Below are 18544 nucleotides of genomic sequence, written 5' to 3' on the forward strand. Positions count from 1 at the left end.
GTCGAGGTACGGTCCCCGGGGGACCTAACCCGACCTACGGGCTTTGAGGGGGGCCCATTGGGGGAAGCGTCGGGTTACGGTCCCTAAGGGGGACCTAACCCGACCTACGGATTTGGCGATTTGCCTTTTGCGATGCCTTTCATCCTACGGCCTTCAGCCCGTTGAGCAGCATCTGCACGGCCATCATCACGAGGAGCATCCCCATCAGGCGTTCGATGGCGGCGAGGCCGCGGTCGCGGAGGACCCGGTAGAGCAACGGGGCGCCGAGGAGCGCGACCGACGTCAGCGCCCAGGCGATCATCAGGGCATAAAACCAGTTCGTCATCTGACCCGGTGCGCTGCGTACCATCAGGATCAGCATCGCCAGGGCGGACGGGCCGGCGATCATGGGTACGGCCAGCGGCACGATGAACGGCTCGCCCCCCACCGCGCTGTGCCCCATCACGCCCTCTTTGTTCGGAAAGATCATCCGAAGCCCGATGATGAGCAGCACGATCCCGCCGGCGATGGTCACCGACTCCTGCTGAAGATGGAGGAAATCGAGGATCTTCTGGCCGCTGAACAGGAAGATCAGCAAAATCGCCAGCGCGATGAACAGCTCGCGAACGATGATCTTCTGCCGGCGCGCCGGATCGATATCCTTCAGGATGGACAGCATCACCGGGATATTCCCGAGCGGGTCCATGATAAACAGCAGCACAACGGCGGCGGACCAGATCGAATCGGAGAAGTCCATGGGGGGAGGTTCAAGGTCTGAGGGTCAAGGATCGAGGTTCGGAGTCCATATAACTCGCCCTTACCTGGGCGGCATGATCAACAAGGACGCCCAGCGCGGTGTCGTTGGGCCTTGAACCTTGATGCTCGAACATAGAACCACCTTCCAGAACTTTTTTCTGCGCCGCCTATACTATCGGCCAGGTCTACTCGTTTTTACCCTATCGGCCCCGGAAACGACCGGTAGTTTTGCCATCGACACCGCGGATGCATCCCAGCGACGAGCAACTGGTTTCGGCTTACCTCGACCATAACGACGAACGGGCGTTCAGCCTGCTCGTGAGTCGTCATCAGGAGCGAATCTTCGGCTACCTGCTGGGTATGGTGCGCGACCGGAGCGTGGCGAACGATCTCTTCCAGGAGACCTTCCTGCGCGTCATTCGCGCAATGCAGAACCAGCGCGGTTCGTACGCCCAGCAAGACCGGTGGCTGGCCTGGGTGATGCGCATCGCCCGCAACGCCGCGCTCGATTACCTGCGCAGCCGGAAAAAATGGCAGGATGTGCCCGATCTCGGGGACGACGACGCCCCCTCGTTCTGGGAACGGCTGCCGGCCGACGGGATCGCAGCCGATGAGTTGATGCATCGCGGCGAGCAGGCGGACTGGCTTCAGGCCTGTATCGATCGGCTCCCCCCGGAGCAGCGCGAGGTGCTGCTGCTTCGCCACGAATCGGAGATGACCTTCAAGGAAATCGCCCAGCTCACCGACTGCTCGATCAACACCGCCCTCGGACGCATGCGCTACGCGCTGCTGAACCTTCGGCGGATGATGACCGATAAAAAAAAACCTCAGACTGAACTTTCCGAGCTTCCGTAGAGCTCGCATGCCACGTTTTTATGGACAAGAAGCTACAACTCCTAGCTCATCTTTATGGCGAAGCCGAGGATGCAGCCCCCCTCCAGGAGCTGCTCCAGGATTCCGACCTCAAGGCGGAATACCAGGCCATGAGCGAGGCCAAGTTCTGGCTTGACCACTCCATCGCCGAAAAACCGGATGCGGACGTGCTCGCCCGCATCATGGCCGCCGCGTCAGCCGGCGCAGTTGGCAGCACAGTTAGCGACACAGTTGGCAGCACAGTGCCGATCGATCGCGCCCCCGCACCGCGCCGGGCCCTCGGGCTCCGAATCCGGAACTGGAGCTATGCGGCCACCGCCCTGAGCGTCGTCGCCCTCGTCGCACTTTTTCTCGTGAATCGGACGCCGACCTCGTCGTTCCAGGAAGCCCCCGTCGCCGCCCAGTCGGTGCCGCTTCAGAAACTCGAAGCCGATGGATTCGGGCTCGACAGGGACGCGGAGCCGATGGCCGAAGCCCTCGCCGACGAAGCGCCGGCCGCCAGCCGTTCGCTCGCCGACTCCGGTTTCCAGATGGCCGGCGCACTCGCCCCCGTCACGGAATCCCGGCAACCGACCTGGGAGGAAGCCGATGCCCTCATCCAGTATAAAAGCCGGATCGACCAGCTCCTCGAACAGAGCGAAGACCTGAGCTGGGATCATGTCGTCCCGCTCGAATCGCTCCAGGGCGCCGCCCCGACCGCTCCGCCGGCCGGGCTTCGTCTCAACGAGGCGTCCAGCACGCGTTCACCCAGAGGCAACTAGCAGACCATGCGACGCTTTTTAAACAGTCTCATCGTCCACTTGCCCGCTTTGCTGCTCTTCGCCACCCTGGCGTTGCCAGCCTTCGCGCAAACGCACACGTTGACGATCCAGAATGGCGAGGTCCGTGTGGACGGCCGGCTCCAGGAGCCGGATCAGATCCCCTCCTCGCTCGAAGTCGACGGTGTCACCGTGCAGCTGTCCTTCAGCGGCTCGACGGGCACTTCGTTTAAATTGAACGATCACTATTACACCATCATGGACGGCCGCCTGCACGAGTTGCCGGCCGAGGAGATGGAGTCCAGCCGCACGACGGTGGTATTCCGCAACCCGCCGCCCCCCATCCGCCAGCGCGCCGCCGCCAAGGCGGACGTAGCCTACGGCGAAGCGGCGGAGCCGGTCGGCGCAAACCCGCTCATGCAGCATTATTTCCTCGAAGTGCAGCGGGAGGACAATGCCCTCTACCGCCGGCTCGTAACCGAATTCGACCTGGAGAACCAGACCCTCGAACGCGCCCAGCGCATCCGGAATATGGCTGCCGGCCCGGCGCGCGACGCCGAGGTGGCCGAACTGCGTCAGCTGCTCGAGCGCATCTTCGAACTCAAGCAGGAAAACCGCCGGATGGAAGTCGAGCAGCTCGAAAAACAGCTCACCGAACTGCAACGCCGCTTCGAGGAACGCGAAGACCTGAAAAGCCAGATCATCGACCAGCGTCTCCAGGAACTGATCCAGTAACACGGCCCGTTCGATCTCGAGGCGCGATCCCCGGCGCGCCTTTTATCCGAATCCTTCATCTCCTATCTTCATCGGCAGCACTCCCAGCCACGTTGCCTGCATGAAGTTTTTCTGGTTTCTCCTCCTCGCGTTCCTGGCCCTGCCGGCCGGTGCGCAGCCTGTCATCCCGCGCCCGGTCGATGTGTTCGGCTTCGAGCCGGGTGCGGACTACCAGCTGGCCGATTACAGCCAGGTCACCGACTACTTCCAGCGCCTCGACGCCGCCTCGGATCGGGCGCGGATGATCGAAATCGGGCGGTCCGCCCAGGGCCGGCCGCTGTACGTGATGTTCATCTCCAGCGAGGCCAACATGGCCCAGCTCGACCGCTGGAGAACGATGAGCGAGGCCCTCTCCCGCGCCCGCATCGACGATGCCACCGCCCGCCGGTATGCCCGCGAGGGCAAAACCGTGGTCTGGATCGACGGCGGGATGCATGCGAGCGAAAAAGCACACGGGCAGATGACGCCGCTGCTGGCCTGGAAGCTGGTTGCCGAAGACAGCTTCGAGATGCAGCGCATCCGCGACAACGTCGTCGTGCTGCTCATGCCGAACATCAACCCGGACGGGCTCGACATCGTCACCAGCTGGTACCGGAAGTATGTGGGCACGCCCTACGAAACGACGAGTCCGGCCTGGCTCTACCATCCTTACGTAGGCCACGACAACAACCGGGACTGGTTCATGAACACGATGCCGGAGTCGGAGGCGGTGTCGCAGGTGCTGTACAACGAGTGGTATCCCCAGATCGTCCATAACCATCATCAGACCTCGCCGGCGTGGGCGCGCATCTTCCTCCCGCCCTTCTCCGATCCGGTCAATCCCAACATCCACCCCGGCGTCACGACGGGCGTCAACCTCGTGGGCTCCGCCATGGCGAACCGGTTCGCGATGGAGAAGAAGCCCGGCGTCGTTTCCGATGTAGCGTACAGCATGTGGTGGAACGGGGGGATGCGGACGGCGCCGTATTTCCACAACATGATCGGGATCCTCACGGAGACGGCGCACGCCACCCCCACACCGCGCTACTATGCCCCCGATTCGCTGCCGCGCACGCTCGCCGGCCACCCCGACACCCCCACCGACGGCACCGACATCTTTTACCCCTATCCCTGGCCGGGCGGCGAGTCCCACTTCCGGGACGCGGTCGACTACATGGTCACGGCCTCGATGGGCATCCTCGAAATCGCCGCGGACCGGCGCGAGCGCTGGCTGTACGACAGCTACGCGATGGGGCGCGACGCCATCGCCAGGGGCGACACCGCGAAACCGTACGCCTACATCATCCCCGCCGACCAGGCCGACCCGACGGAAGCCCGCCGGCTCGTGGAAGTCCTCCGCAAAACCGGCATCGAGGTCCAGCGCGCCGAGCGCCCGTTCACCGCGGGGGCAACGCGCTACGACGCGGACAGTTATGTGGCTTTCAGCGCCCAGGCCTATCGGCCGATGCTCGTCGACCTCATGGAGCCCCAGGACTACCCCGACCGCCGGAAGGCGGATGGATCACCCGAGGTGCCCTACGACCTCGCCGGCTGGACGCTCCCCATGCAGATGGGCGTCCGCGTCGACCGCATCGACGCGCCCTTCCAGGCGCCGCTGTACCCGGTGACGGAAACGCGCGTCTTGCCGAAAAAAGGCACGGTCGCGGAAAACCCCGCGTTCGGCTACGCGCTCGGGCATAGCGCCAACGGCAGCGCACTGGTCGTAAACCGACTGCTCAAGGCCGGAGAGAAGGTCGCCTGGGCCGGCGAGGCATTCGGCCCCGAGAACGCGCCGTTCCCCGAAGGCACCATCGTCATCGAAAAAGGGGCCGACACCGAGCGCCGGCTCGAGGCGCTCGCCGAGGAGACGGGGCTGTCGTTCGCCGGTCTGGAAACCCGGCCCGCTGTCACCACCTACCCGCTCTCCGTCCCGCGCATCGGCCTGTACAAATCGTGGCTCGCCAACATGGACGAAGGATGGACGCGCTGGCTGCTCGACCAGTACGCGTTCGCCGTGGATACACTGCACGACGCCGACCTCCGCTACGACCGGTTGTCCACCTACCACGCCGTCATCCTGCCCGACCAGGGCAGCGATGCGCTGCTGAAGGGGCATGCGCCGAACACCATGCCGGCGGAATACACCGGCGGGATCGGCCTCGAGGGCACACTGGCCCTCAAGCAATTCGTCGAGGAAGGCGGCACGCTGCTGGCGCTGGACAGCGCGAGCGATTTTGTGATCGACCAGTTCGGTCTGCCCGTGCGCAACGCCGTCCGCGGCGTGCCGTCCTCGCGGTTCTTCATTCCCGGATCGCTGATCCGGATGGACGTGGACACCGGCCACCCGCTCGCGTACGGGATGCAGGAAGAGACGGCCGCGTCCTTCCAGCAGGGCCGGGCGTTCGAAGCGGTGGTCCGTTCATCGACCGGCGAGGGCGGGCGCGAGTCCATCGCGCCGGCGCCGGCACCCGTGATCGACGTCATCGCCCGGTACGCCAAAAGCGATCTCCTCATGAGTGGATGGGCACTGGGAGAGGATGAATACCTCGCCGGCAAGGCCGCCATGGTGCGGGTGCCGGTCGGAGAGGGCAACGTGGTGATCACGGGTTTCCGCCCCCAGTTCAGAGGCCAGCCCGGCGGCACGTTCAAATTGATCTTCAACACCCTCCACGCCGCCACCCTGGCCGATTTTCCCGATCCGGAACCGGATGTGCTGCCTGCACCCGCCGGGCAACGCTAGCGCCCTGGCGTATCCGCCTCCCATTTTTTTCCATTTTAACATTTTCATTCATCACCCCCATGCTCCCCACCCCGACCTCCCGCCGCCAATTCCTTCGCCACGCCGCCTTCGCCGGCGCCGGCCTGGCGCTCCCGCTTCGGATCCTCGCCGACCCGTACGCCCCGATCTTTCACGCGCCGGCCGGCAAACCGGTGCGGGTTCGCGGCCGCGTCCGCGCCGGGCGGGCGAACCTCGCGGGGGTCTCGGTGACCGATGGCGTATCGGTCGTGCGGACCGGCGCCGACGGCCGGTATGAACTGACGACGACGGACGCGCAGCCTTTTGTGCACATCGGCCTGCCGGACGGATACCAGATCCCCCAGAATGCACCCGGGACGGCCCGCTTTTACCAGCCGATCGCCCCCAATGCCCGCGGGGAGATGGATGCGAGCTTCGACCTGGAGGCGACAGACGCCGGCAGCCGGCATCGCTTCGTCGTCCTCGCCGACACGCAAACGCAGACGCCGTACGAGATGGGCCTGCTGCACGACCAGACCGTGCCGGACGTGATCTCCACGGTACAGGAACTCGGATCCGTAGCCTTCGGCGTCGCGTGCGGCGACATCATGTTCGACGACCTCTCGCTCTACCCCGAGTACGAGCGCGCCGTCAGCCGGATGGGCGTGCCGTTCTTCCAGGTCGTGGGCAACCACGACCTCGACTTCTCCGGGCGATCGGATCTGACCTCCACCGAAACGTTCTGCGGGCGATTCGGCCCCCGCTATTATTCCTTCGAACGCGGCGAGGTGCACTATGTGGTGCTGGACGACGTGTTCTACCACGGCAAGGGGTATATCGGGTATCTCGACGACATCCAGCTTACCTGGCTCGCGGCGGACCTGGCGACGGTCGAGGCCGGCCGCACCGTCATCGTCCTCACCCACATCCCGGGCATGGGCACCGCCTCCCTGCGCAACGGCGCGGCATCCCCCGACATCAGCGGGTCGATCACGAACCGCGAACGCCTGTACCGGCTGCTGGAACCCTATACCGCCCACCTCATCACCGGGCACACCCACGAGCACGAGCATGTCTTCGAGGGCGGCGTGCACGAGCACGTCCTCGGCACCGCCTGCGGCGCCTGGTGGAGCGGGCCGATCTGCTACGACGGGACGCCGAGCGGCTACGCGGTGTTCGAGATGGACGGGTCGGACGTGTCCTGGCGCTACAAGAGCACCGGCATGCCGTTCGATCATCAGCTTCGCATCTACCCGCGCGGCTCCGACCCCACGGCGCCGGACGAGATCGTGGCCAACGTCTGGGATGCGGATCCGGAATGGGAGGTCGTCTGGTACGAGGACGGCGAACGCAAGGGCCGGATGGGGCAGCGTCTCGGGCTCGACCCGATGTCCATTGAACTCCACGCCGGCCCCGAACTGCCCAGCCACCGTCCCTGGGTGGAGCCACGGAAGACGCAACATCTGTTCTATGCCCCCGTCTCCCCGGAGGCAAACAGCATCCGCGTGGAAGCCCGCGACCGATTCGGCCGGGTGTACAGCGCCACCCTGTGACAAAGCCAGCGCATGGCGACCATCATAGCCCTTTTTATCATCCCGACCGAAGGTTCAGCGTAGCCAACCTGCCGTGGAGAGCCTGCTCCTGAGAAGGCGGGGGGACCTCCAGCAGCATGCCGCTGCGCCATCCATCGGGCGATCTCGCCCCTTCCCCCCGACCCTGTCGGGGATCCGTTCGAGACGACATCTCAACCATACTCACTCCATGAACTACACCTTCCTCGCTCTCACCTTCCTGCTCCTCGCCCTCCCGGCGCGCGCGCAGACCCCGCCGGCCGCCAACCCCGAGGATGTCGCCACGGTGGATGCCATCATGGCGGCTACTTACGACGTCATCTCCGGCCCGATCGGCGAGGAGCGCAACTGGGACCGGTTCCGCTCGCTGTTCATCCCGGGCGCCCGGTTGATTCCCGTCTCCGTCCGCCCCGAAGGCGTCACCGCCGCCGTGAGCACGGTCGACGAGTACATCCAGCGCGCGAGCCCCTATTTCGTACAGAACGGATTTTTCGAGGTCGAGGTCGAACGCAAGATCGAGCGCTACGGCCACATCCTGCACGCCTTCAGCACCTACGAATCCCGCAGCAAGCCCGACGACGCAAAACCGTTCGCGCGCGGGATCAATAGTTTCCAGTTGCTGTGGGATGGGAGTCGCTGGTGGATCGTGACGATCTACTGGGACAGCGAGCGGCCGGACCAGCCCATTCCCGAGCGGTATCTGCCTCGCAACAGCCCCTGATCCACGAGATCCCCGATGCTCCCCGCGATCGCGAGGGGGCGCAAACACACCATGCAACACCGTACACTCGGCACCACGTCCCTCTCCGTCTCCGCCCTGAGCTTTGGCGGCTGGGGCATTGTCGGCGGCCTGAACTGGGGACACCAGGAGAAGGCCAACTCCCTCGCGGCGCTCCGCGCGGCGTACGACGCCGGCATGACCACCATCGACACCGCCGAGATGTACGGCAACGGCTACTCGGAACAGCTCATCGGCGAGGCCCTCGGCGACGTACGCGACCGGCTGGTCATCGCCTCGAAGGTGGTGCCGGCGAACTTCGCCGAGGCCGACCTCCGCGCGGCCTGCGAACGCAGCCTCAAAAACCTGGGGACGACCTGGATCGACCTCTACCAGCTCCACTGGCCGAACTGGGATCTGCCCATCGAGGTCCCGATGCGCACGCTGGAGGCCCTCAAACAGGAGGGCAAGATCCGGGAATACGGCGTATCCAATTTTGGCCCGCTCGACCTCCGTGACGCGCTCCGCGCCGGCTTCGCGCCCGCCAGCAACCAGGTCGCCTACAGCCTCCTCTTCCGGGCTCCGGAGTACGCCATCCAGCCAGCCTGTCTGGATGCCGGCGTGTCCATCCTCTGCTACTCGCCGCTCCTGCACGGTTTGCTGACGGGCAAATTCAAGAACCCCGCGGACGTCCCGGAAGACCGCGCCCGGACGCGCCACTTCTCATCCGGCCAGTGGGCGCAGGTGCGCCACGGCCAGCGGGGCTTCGAGGACCTGCTGTTCAACACCATCCAGGACATCCGCGCGCTCGCGGAGGAGGCCGGCGAGCCGATGGCGGATCTGGCGCTCGCGTGGCTCCTCACGCGCCCCGGCGTGGCGTCGGTGATCGTCGGGGGCCGCAACCCGGACCAGGTCCGCCGCAACGTCCGCGCCGCCGAGCTGGCGCTCAGGCCGGAGGTTGCCCAGGCGCTGGACGATATCTCGAACGCCCTGAAAGAGGCGATGGGCCCGAATCCCGACATGTGGCAGGCTACGCCGCGGATTCGGTAGCCGCTTCGCGCCGTACCCGACGCCGGCCGGCGAACTGCAGCGCCACCGCCGCCAGTCCCATCGCGCCGAAGACCAGCACGAACGGAATCGCGCGGGACGAGAGGATCTGGTACAAGATGCCGTGCACGACGACCAGGCCGAACAGCGCGTAATTCCAGCGCTGGAGCTTCTTCCAGGTTTTCGTCCCGAGCCGGCGAAGCGACAGGTCGTTCGAGATCGCCATCAGCATCGCCACGATGAGCGTCGCGAAAAGTCCGGTGAAGTTGGCCGATCCGAACTGATCCATGCGGATAAACGGGAAGGCCAGGGGCTCGTCCGGAACGAAGAGCAACCACATACGCCCCCGAAAATGCATCTGGAGCCCGAAGACCGTGTGCGCGATGCTCAGGATGCCGGCCCAGATCCCGATGTCGCGTGTGAGGTCGTTGGATACCGGCCGCGCACGGCCCCGGAGTACGGCGAGCGGGCCCGTCAGGAGCGTGGCCGCCAGCAGCGCCATCCCCGCATAGGCCGTCGCCATGCTCCAGTTGTGGATCACGTCCTCCGCCCCGACCCACCGGTAGCAGAGCGCTGTCACGATCGCCGAAAGCGCGAGGAGCGGGAGATGATGGCGCAGCAGCCGCCGGCGCATGCGATGCCATTTCACGGGGCGATTCAGGATGGGGGTGGGCATGGTGGGTCGGGGAGATGGGTTTCGGGGTGCGGGATCCTGGATGCGGAATCATCGTGGGACCGCCAGTGCAAGCGGCTGGACTAAACCCATCGCGAATCCCGCATCTATATCCCGCCGCAGACAACCGTTACTCGACGCGCAAGATACGCGCGTTGATGGCGACGACCACGGTGCTGAGGCTCATCAGCACGGCGCCCACGGCCGGACTCAGGATGATGCCCCAAGCGGCCAGCACGCCGGCGGCGAGCGGCAGGGCCACGATGTTGTAGCCGGCCGCATACCAGAGATTCTGGATCATCTTGCGGTACGTCGCCTTCGCGAGCGCGATGACGCGGACGGCATCGCGTGGGTCGCTGTCGACCAGCACCATGTCGGCCGCTTCGATGGCGACGTCCGTTCCGGCCCCGATGGCCATGCCGACATCCGCCGTCGCCAGCGCCGGCGCATCGTTGACGCCGTCGCCCGTCATCGCCACGCGCCGCCCCTCGTCCTGCAGCGCCTTGATTTTCGCGCTCTTCTCGTCCGGGAGCACCTCCGCGATCGTGCGGTCGATGCCGAGTTCGCCGGCCACATAGTCTGCCACCTCCTGCCTGTCGCCGGTGAGCATCACCGCGTCGATGCCCATCGCGTGCAGCCGCTCGATCGCCTCGCGGGCGGACGGGCGGATGACGTCCGCCAGCGCCAGCGCGCCGAGCAACTCGGCCTCGTCGTCCGATCCGCCAACCAGGTACACGACGGTCTTGCCCTGCCGGCCGAGTTCGTCGACGCGCCCATCCGACGGCGAGAGACCCGCCGAGGCGATGGCTCCCGGACTCAACACCCGGATGCGACGCCCGTCGATGTCCGCCTGGACACCCTGACCGGTGATCGACGTGAATCCCTTCGACGCCGGCGCATCGATGCCACGCTCCTCCGCCGCGTGGAGGATGCCGGCCGCGATGGGGTGTTCACTCCCCCGCTCGACGCCGGCAGCGAGACGGAGCACCTCGTCTTCGCCGTCGGCGTCGTACACCAGGATGTCGGTGACGCCGAAACGACCTTCCGTGAGCGTGCCCGTCTTGTCGAAGACCATGGTATCCAGCAGCCGCGCCTGCTCGAAGGCGGTCCGGTTGCGGATGAGCAGCCCGCGCCGCGCCGCCGCGGAGGTCGATACGGCCACGACGAGCGGGATCGCGAGCCCGAGCGCGTGCGGGCAGGCCACGACCATCACCGTGACCGCGCGCTCGATCGAAAACGCGAGGTCACGGCCGGCGGCGATGAACCACGCGACGAACGTCACGGCTCCGACCGAGAGGGCCACGACCGTAAGCCAAAGCGCCGCCCGGTCCGCGAGGTTCTGGGTCCGGCTTTTCGACGCCTGCGCCGTCTTGACGAGGTCGATGACCTGGTTGAGATAACTCTCCTCACCGGTCTTTTTAACCTCTACCGTCAGCGAGCCCTGCCCGTTCACCGAGCCGGCGATGACGCCGTCCCCCGTCGTTTTTTTGACGGGCCGACTCTCCCCCGTAAGCATGCTCTCGTTCACGCTGCTTTCGCCCTCCGTCGCGTCTCCGTCCGCCGGAATCTTCTCGCCGCTCTTGACCAGTACGCGATCTCCTTTCTTGAGGTCGGACAGCCGGATGTCGACCACCGAGCCATCGGCGTCGATCCGGTGCGCATCCGCCGGCATCAGGCGCGCCAGTTCCTCTAACGCGCGGCTGGCGCCCATCACGCTCCGCATCTCGATCCAGTGTCCCAGCAGCATCAGGTCGATCAGAGTGGCTGTCTCCCAGAAAAACAGCTTGCCGTCGAGGCCGATCACCACGGCCGCGCTGTAGAAAAACGCCACGCTGATCGCCATCGCCACGAGGGTCATCATGCCGGGCCGGCGGTCGCGCAGTTCCGATACGAACCCCTTCAGAAAGGGCCATCCTCCATAGCCGTAGATGGCAGCGGAGAGGCCGAGCAACACCAGCAGGTCACCCGGGAAAGACCATGCGCCCCCGAGTCCGATGGCCTCCTGGATCATCGGGCTCAGGAGGAGGATGGGGACCGTCAGCGCCAGCGCGATGAAGAAACGCCGCTTGAAGTCGGCCGCCATGTCGCCGTGGCCGGCGTGGCCGTGGTGCGCCCCGTCGTGGGTGGACGGATGCGCGGATGTTTTGCGCGAGTGGGATTCGGCGTGATGGGTGTGTGCGTCGTGGGACATGGATTCGGGGGCTATCGGGGTGGAGAAGATGCGGATGCGGCCTCCTCGGCATCCGCGCGGGCCGGCAGGGACCGGCGTTTCCAGATGTAATAGATGGCAGGGATCACCAGCAGCGTCAACACGGTCGACGAGACCATCCCCCCGATCATCGGGGCGGCGATGCGCTTCATCACGTCGGACCCGGTGCCGGCGCCCCACATGATCGGGATGAGGCCGGCCATCGTGGACACGACCGTCATCATCTTCGGCCGCACCCGCTCGACGGCGCCGTTTACCACGGCTTCGTACAGATCCGCCGGCGATCGCATGGCGCCGCGGGCCACCCGGTCGCGCCAGGCGTGATCCAGGTAGATGAGCATGATGACGCCGGTTTCGGCCGCCACGCCGGCTAGAGCGATGAAGCCGACGCCGACAGCCACGCTGAGGTTGTACCCGAGCAGATAGACGAGCCAGAACCCGCCGACCGTCGCGAACGGCAGCGACAGCATGACGATCAGGCTTTCGGTGACGTTCTTGAAGCTCAGGTAGAGCAGCACGAAGATGATGACGAGGGTCAGCGGGACGACGATCCGCAGCCGCTCCCGCGCCCGCTCCATGTACTCGTACTGCCCGCTCCAGACCAGGCTGTAGCCTTCCGGCAGCGCCACCTCGCGCTCGACGGTTTCGCGCGCCAGCCGCACGAACGTGCCGATGTCGGCGTCGCGGGTGTCGACATACACCCAGGCGGTTTTGCGGGCATTTTCGCTCTTGACGACCGGCGGGCCCTTCACGATGTCGAACGCGGCCACGTAGCTGAGCGGGATCTGGGCGCCGGTCGGCGTGGGGATGAGGACGCGCTGGAGCGCCGGCAGGTTGTCGCGCAGTTCGCGGCTGTAGCGCAGGTTGATCGGGTAGCGCTCGAGGCCCTCGACGGTCTGCGTCACGTTCATGCCGCCGATGGCGGACATGATGACGTCCTGCACATCGCCGACCGTCAGCCCGTAGCGCGCGGCCTCTTCGCGCTTGATGCGGTAGTCGAGGTAGTTGCCGCCGACGGTCTTGTCCGGAAAGGCGCTCACCGTCCCCGGGACGGATTCGACGGCGCCGGCGACGCGCTGCGCCACGACGGACAACACGTCGAGGTCCGGCCCCATCACCTTGATCCCCACCGGGGTCTTTATGCCGGTCGACAGCATATCGATCCGGGTGCGGATGGGCATCGTCCAGGCGTTGGTGAGCCCCGGGAAGGCGATGGCGGCGTCGAGTTCATCCACCAGTTTTTCGATCGTCATCCCCGGGCGCCAGGCATCCGGCGGGCGGAGCGTGATCGTGGTCTCCATCATCGAAAGCGGCGCCGGGTCGGTAGCCGTCTCGGCGCGTCCGACCTTGCCGAGCACATGCTGCACCTCGGGAAACTGGCGGATGATCTTGTTGGTCTGTTGCAGCAGTTCCTTGGCCTTGGTGATGCTGATCCCGGGGTCTGTCGTCGGCATGTACAGGAGATCGCCCTCGTTGAGCGGCGGCATGAACTCGGAGCCGAGCCGGGAGAGCGGGTACGCCGTCGCTGCGAGCGCGAGGAGCGCGACGCCGATCGTCGCCCAGCGAAAGCGGAGGACGCCATGGATCATGGGGCGGTACCCGGCGATGAGGAACCGGCTGATCGGATTGCGCGCCTCAGGCAGGATACGGCCCCGGATGAAATAGCCGATGAGGATCGGCACGATGGTGATCGCCAGCAGCGCCGAGGCGGCCATGGCGTAGGTTTTGGTATACGCGAGCGCCTTGAACAGCCGGCCCTCCTGCGCCTGGAGCGTGAAAACCGGCAGAAACGAGAGGGTGATGATGAGCAGCGAAAAAAACAGCGCCGGCCCCACCTCCTTCGACGCGTCGAGTACGATCTGCCAGTGCTCCTTTTTGCCGGCGTCGCGCTCCAGATGTTTATGCGCGTTTTCGATCATCACGATCGCGGCGTCGACCATCGCACCGATGGCAATCGCGATCCCGCTCAGCGACATGATGTTGGCGTTCAGCCCCTGCGCGCTCATCGCGAGAAACGCGAGCAGGATGCCCATCGGCAGCGTGAAGACGGCAACCAGCGCGCTGCGCACGTGAAGCAGGAAGAGGATCGTCACCAGCGCGACGATCAGGCTCTCCTCGATGAGCGTGCGTTTGAGGTTGTCGATGGCGCGTTCGATGAGGCCGGAGCGGTCGTAGGCGGTCTTGATCGTAACGCCTTCGGGCAGGCCGGCCTGCAGGTCGGCCAGCTTTGTTTTTACCGCGTTGATCGTCTCCAGCGCGTTGGCGCCGTACCGCATCACGACGATCCCGCCGACCACCTCGCCCTCGCCGTTCCAGTCGAGCACACCGCGCCGCAGCTCGGGGCCGGCATGCACGTGCGCGATGTTGCGGATCAGGATCGGTGTCCCGTTTTCATCGACCCCCACCGCGACGTTCTCGATGTCCTCGATCGACTCGATGTAGCCGAGCCCGCGCACCATAAATTCGGTCTCCCCCATCTCGATGAGCCGGCCGCCCACGTCGCTGTTGCTACGCTGGAGCGCGGTCCGCACCTTCGAGAGCGGGATGTTGTAGGCGATGAGGCGATTGGGGTCAACCTCCACCTGGTACTGCTTCACGAACCCGCCGATGCTCGCCACCTCCGAGACGCCGGGCACGCTGGTGAGTTCATAGCGGAGGAACCAGTCCTGCACCGAACGAAGCTGCTGGAGGTCGTACCGGTCGCCGCCGTCGAGCACGTATTCGTACACCCAGCCCACGCCGGTGGCGTCCGGCCCGAGGGTGGGCGTGATGCCCGGGGGCAGGCGCTTCGACACGTAGTTCAGGTACTCCAGCACCCGGCTGCGCGCCCAGTAGAGGTCGGTGCCGTCTTCGAAGATGACATAGACGAACGAATACCCGAAAAACGAGTAGCCGCGGACGGTTTTGGCGTGCGGCACCGCGAGCATGGCCGTCGTCAGCGGGTAGGTCACCTGATCTTCCACCACCTCTGGCGCCTGGCCGGCGTATTCGGTGAAGAGGATCACCTGGACGTCGCTCAGGTCCGGGATGGCATCGACAGGCGTTCGCAGCATCGTATAGACGCCGGCCGCCGCGGCGATCGCCGTAAAGAGCACCACCAGGAAGCGATGGCGCACGCTGGCTTCAATAATGCGTTCTAGCATGTGATTTCACGCATCCATGCGCGTGCTGCGTATCAGTGGTGGTGCTCCGCCGGGGCCGGCGGAGCGGCCTCGGGCATGTCCATCGGATGGTCGTGGTTCATGTCGGCGGGCGCATTCGAGACCTCCCGCATTTTCTGGAGCGCTTCCTGCAGGCGGCTCTCGGAGTCGAGCATGAACTGGGCGGAGACGACGATCTCCTCGCCGACCTCGAGCCCGTCAAGCACCCGAACGAAGGCGTTGTTCGGCCCGCCCTCCTCGCCGATGCGCACTTCGCGGGGCTCGAACGAGCCCGGTGCGCGCACGACGAACACCAGCGAACGCTCGCCCGACCGGATCACGGCCTCGGTCGGTATCACGAGTGCGTCCTGGATCGGGGCGCCCTGGACCTGCACGTTGGTGTACATCCCGGGCTTGAGCTCGAGGTCGGGGTTGGACACGACGATCCGGACGTGGACGTCGCGCGCCTTTTCCCGCAGGTACGGATACACGTAGGCGAGCCGGCCGCTGTAGGTCTTGCCCGGCAGGTAGGACAGCTCCATCTCGACCGGCTGCCCTTCCTCGATCCAGGGCACCTCGTTTTCATAGAAGCTGGCGTGCACCCACACCGTGCGCAGGTCGGCGATCTGGACCAGGTTGTCGCCGGCCTTGATGTGGGCGCCGTCGACGACATCCTTCTGGATGACGACCCCCGTCGCCGGCGCGCGCAGGGTGATTGTCTTGCGCACCTCGCCCGTCTGCTCCAGCCGCTCGATCTCGTCGGCCGGGATGTCCCAGTACGCGAGGCGCTTGCGCGCGGAGGAGAGCAGGCGCTCGGCATCCTCCTTCATCGAGGCGGCAGGCTGCGCGGCCAGACGGCGGGCGTTCGCGAGCGCCAGGACGAATTCCTGCTGGGTCGCGACGAGTTCGGGGGAATAGATATCCAGCAGCGGACTCCCCTGCCGCACCTGATCGCCGACGTAGTTGACGTGCAGCGTCTCGATCCAGCCGGAGATGCGGGCGCTCACCTGATACAGGCGCTCCTCGTCGTATTGCACCTCGCCGACGGTGCGGATCATGCGGGAGAAATCGGTGCGCTCGACGCGCGCCGTGCGCACGCCCATGTTCTGGACGACGGAGGGATCGATCGACACGGTCGTTTTCGACGCCGTATCCGCCTCGTCCTCATAGACGGGTATCAGATCCATCCCCATCCTCGATTTGCCGGGTGCGTCGTAGATCTCGGTCGGATCCATCGGGGCCCGCCAGTAGGCGATCTTGCCCGCCGGCGCGGCGTCCGCGGGCGTGGCCATCTCGTCGTGCTGGCCGTGCCTGCCGGCGAAATACCCGCCGGCGCCCACGAGCGCCAGGAGGAGCAGGATGCCGGCGATGCGCATCGGAGTCGTCATCTTCGGTTTGGATAAAGGGTCCATGATGTCGGTTATCGAATCGTGTCGTTCAGCGACGACACGCCCAGCGCGCGCTCCAGGGCGGCGTGGGCATTGAGGTAGCGGTAGCGCGCCTCTTCGAGGGCGAGGTCGAGGGAGAACAGCATGCGCTCCGCATCGAGGAGATCGAGGAACGGCGCCGCACCGGTCGCATAGGCGCTGAGGGCTGCCTGCCGCGTTGTCTCCGCCCGGGGGATGAGGGCGTCGCGCAGCAACGCGACCTGCTCGGATTCGAGGCGTACCTGATGCCACGCGTCGGTCAGCTGGGTCGAGATGGCGGAAGCGAGCGCTTCCTGGCGGGCGCGGACCTGATCGCCGCGCAACCGGGCTTCCGTCTCCTGCGCACGCACGCGATCCCGGTGCAGCGGCACGCTGAGGGAGACGCCGAGTGCCAGCGCATCGCGCCCCGGAGCGCCGGGAGGACGATTCGCCGGCGCGAGGTCGAAGTACGTGACGTTCACCCCCAGTTCAGGAAGCGCCGCCTTGCGCGCGAGCGCAACCTGCGCCTCCGCGCGGGCTTCCGCCAGGTCGAGCGCCTGCACCTCCGGGCGCAGCCGCCGAGCCAGGGTCTCGAGCGAATCCACCGGAAGTCCAGGCAACGCCACGCCGTCATACCCCGACACAGGCTGACCCTCGGTGGCCACGGAGCGGTTGGTCAGTCGCTCCAGGAGGGCGTGCGCGGTGCGCCACTCCCGCTCCAGCACCAGTTCGCGCTGATCGAGGCTGTTCCGTTCGAGCTGCAGCTTGAGGATGGCCTGTTGCGAGCCGGCGCCGACCTCGTACTGCGAGGCCGCGGCGGCCTCGAAATCCGTCAACCGATCGCGAAACGCGGCGATCACGCCCCGCATTCGCGCGACACGATCCAGCGTCAGGAAGGCCTTCGTCGCCTCCAGCACCAGATCGAGCCCGTAGGCCTCCGCCTCATGGCGCGCCACGTCGGCGCTCAGCATCGCGACGTCGCTCCGCAGCCCGAGGGTGCCGGCATAAGGGACAGCCTGCTCGATGCGCCACTGGCTGCGCTGGGCGCCGACGGCGGTGTAGATTGGGGCGGGCAGGTAGGTGACCATCACCCGCGGATCGGGCATCGTGGCGACCTGATCGCGGCGCGCGCGGAGGGCGTCGACCTCGAGGCGACTCGCTTCGAGCGCGGGGTTGCCGGCCCGTACGGCGGCCTGTATCGTTGCCAGATCCAGCGGCAGCGGCTCCGCTGCACGGTCCTGCGCCGCCAGTCGAGGGACGGCCAGCAGCGTCCACAGGAGCAGGAGCCCCCGGAGCGTTCGGAGAAATAAGGACATGACTCAACGGAATAGAAGCGATTCAGCGCGAACACCGGACAGGCGCGGCGTGCAACCCAGGCACGGCGCGTCCGGAGTGAACCATCAACTCGCGGACTCCTTCAATTCAGGAAGAGCGAATACAGGAGGTGGAGTGGCCGGGATGGCGGTAGCGGCGGACCGGAATCGAACCAGTTCAGGGCTCGGGAGATGCGGCTCGCGGCAGGAAGGACATCGAGCGCCGGCGGCAGCACGCCGGCATGAGCGACGCGGCCTGCGGCGTCGCCCACCAGCCGGAACGTCGACGAATCCGCGGCCTGCATGGCGCAGCACGGATCGGTGGGCCCGGAACAGGGCGGGTCGGTAGCGGGCGGCGTGTCAGGCGCGCCGGTGTGCCCCCGATGCGCCGCGTGGGCGTCCACCGCGTCTTCCGGGCAGCACGAGGCGACGGACGCCATCTCCGTCATCCGGCAGACATGCTGGACCGAAGGGAGCAGGCTCGCGCCGAGCAGGATCAGCGCGATGAGACGCGTGGACAGGCGGTATGCGTGCCGTGGAGCCGGCATGGAGGCAGGTATCTGGATGGATCGTGTGATGTGTTACCGGTCGGCCCAATTGAGGTTCCGGCG

General features: G+C 66.2%; 14 protein-coding genes. 7 read left to right on the forward strand and 7 right to left on the reverse strand.

Features of this window, described 5'->3' with window-relative positions:
• Positions 1–139 precede the first annotated feature (139 nt).
• Positions 140–736: a YhgN family NAAT transporter gene (locus R2834_12305; protein MEZ4701109.1), complete on the reverse strand. Its 597-nt coding sequence runs from the start codon at positions 734–736 to the stop codon at positions 140–142.
• 245 nt (positions 737–981) lie between these two features.
• Between R2834_12305 and R2834_12310 the strand changes: the two genes are divergently transcribed.
• The 7 genes from R2834_12310 (at position 982) to R2834_12340 (ending at position 9195) form a co-directional block, all read left to right on the forward strand.
• Entirely contained in the window at positions 982–1590 is a 609-nt protein-coding gene (locus R2834_12310) for a sigma-70 family RNA polymerase sigma factor (GenBank protein ID MEZ4701110.1), read from the forward strand.
• A 20-nt stretch (positions 1591–1610) separates the two neighbouring features.
• The gene (locus tag R2834_12315; GenBank protein ID MEZ4701111.1) at positions 1611–2369 is read left to right on the forward strand and encodes a hypothetical protein; all 759 of its coding nucleotides are present in this window, start codon (positions 1611–1613) and stop codon (positions 2367–2369) included.
• Positions 2370–2408: 39 nt separating this feature from the next.
• Entirely contained in the window at positions 2409–3101 is a 693-nt protein-coding gene (locus R2834_12320; protein MEZ4701112.1) for a hypothetical protein, read from the forward strand.
• Between the two features lie 100 nt (positions 3102–3201).
• Positions 3202–5859: a M14 family metallopeptidase gene (locus tag R2834_12325; GenBank protein ID MEZ4701113.1), complete on the forward strand. Its 2658-nt coding sequence runs from the start codon at positions 3202–3204 to the stop codon at positions 5857–5859.
• A gap of 59 nt (positions 5860–5918) precedes the next feature.
• Positions 5919–7409: a calcineurin-like phosphoesterase family protein gene (locus tag R2834_12330; protein ID MEZ4701114.1), complete on the forward strand. Its 1491-nt coding sequence runs from the start codon at positions 5919–5921 to the stop codon at positions 7407–7409.
• Between the two features lie 208 nt (positions 7410–7617).
• The gene (locus R2834_12335) at positions 7618–8148 is read left to right on the forward strand and encodes a hypothetical protein (GenBank protein ID MEZ4701115.1); all 531 of its coding nucleotides are present in this window, start codon (positions 7618–7620) and stop codon (positions 8146–8148) included.
• 51 nt (positions 8149–8199) lie between these two features.
• Complete coding sequence (locus R2834_12340) at positions 8200–9195, forward strand: aldo/keto reductase (GenBank protein MEZ4701116.1); 996 nt, start codon at positions 8200–8202, stop codon at positions 9193–9195.
• Here R2834_12340 and R2834_12345 read toward each other — a convergent pair.
• The 6 genes from R2834_12345 to R2834_12370 form a co-directional block, all read right to left on the reverse strand.
• Entirely contained in the window at positions 9176–9868 is a 693-nt protein-coding gene (locus R2834_12345) for a hypothetical protein (protein ID MEZ4701117.1), read from the reverse strand. The genes R2834_12340 and R2834_12345 overlap by 20 nt on opposite strands.
• Before the next feature lie 127 nt (positions 9869–9995).
• Positions 9996–12056, reverse strand: coding sequence for a copper-translocating P-type ATPase (locus tag R2834_12350; protein MEZ4701118.1), 2061 nt, complete (start codon positions 12054–12056; stop codon positions 9996–9998).
• An 11-nt stretch (positions 12057–12067) separates the two neighbouring features.
• Positions 12068–15217: an efflux RND transporter permease subunit gene (locus R2834_12355; protein ID MEZ4701119.1), complete on the reverse strand. Its 3150-nt coding sequence runs from the start codon at positions 15215–15217 to the stop codon at positions 12068–12070.
• A 32-nt stretch (positions 15218–15249) separates the two neighbouring features.
• Positions 15250–16602 carry an efflux RND transporter periplasmic adaptor subunit gene (locus tag R2834_12360; GenBank protein MEZ4701120.1) on the reverse strand — a complete coding sequence of 451 codons (1353 nt, stop codon included), beginning with the start codon at positions 16600–16602 and terminating at the stop codon, positions 15250–15252.
• A gap of 32 nt (positions 16603–16634) precedes the next feature.
• Positions 16635–17936, reverse strand: coding sequence for a TolC family protein (locus tag R2834_12365; GenBank protein MEZ4701121.1), 1302 nt, complete (start codon positions 17934–17936; stop codon positions 16635–16637).
• A 101-nt stretch (positions 17937–18037) separates the two neighbouring features.
• Positions 18038–18481, reverse strand: a complete 444-nt coding sequence (locus R2834_12370; GenBank protein ID MEZ4701122.1) for a hypothetical protein — start codon at positions 18479–18481, stop codon at positions 18038–18040.
• Positions 18482–18544 lie beyond the last annotated feature (63 nt).

Source organism: Rhodothermales bacterium, assembly GCA_041391505.1.
GTDB lineage: Bacteria > Bacteroidota > Rhodothermia > Rhodothermales > JAHQVL01 > JAWKNW01.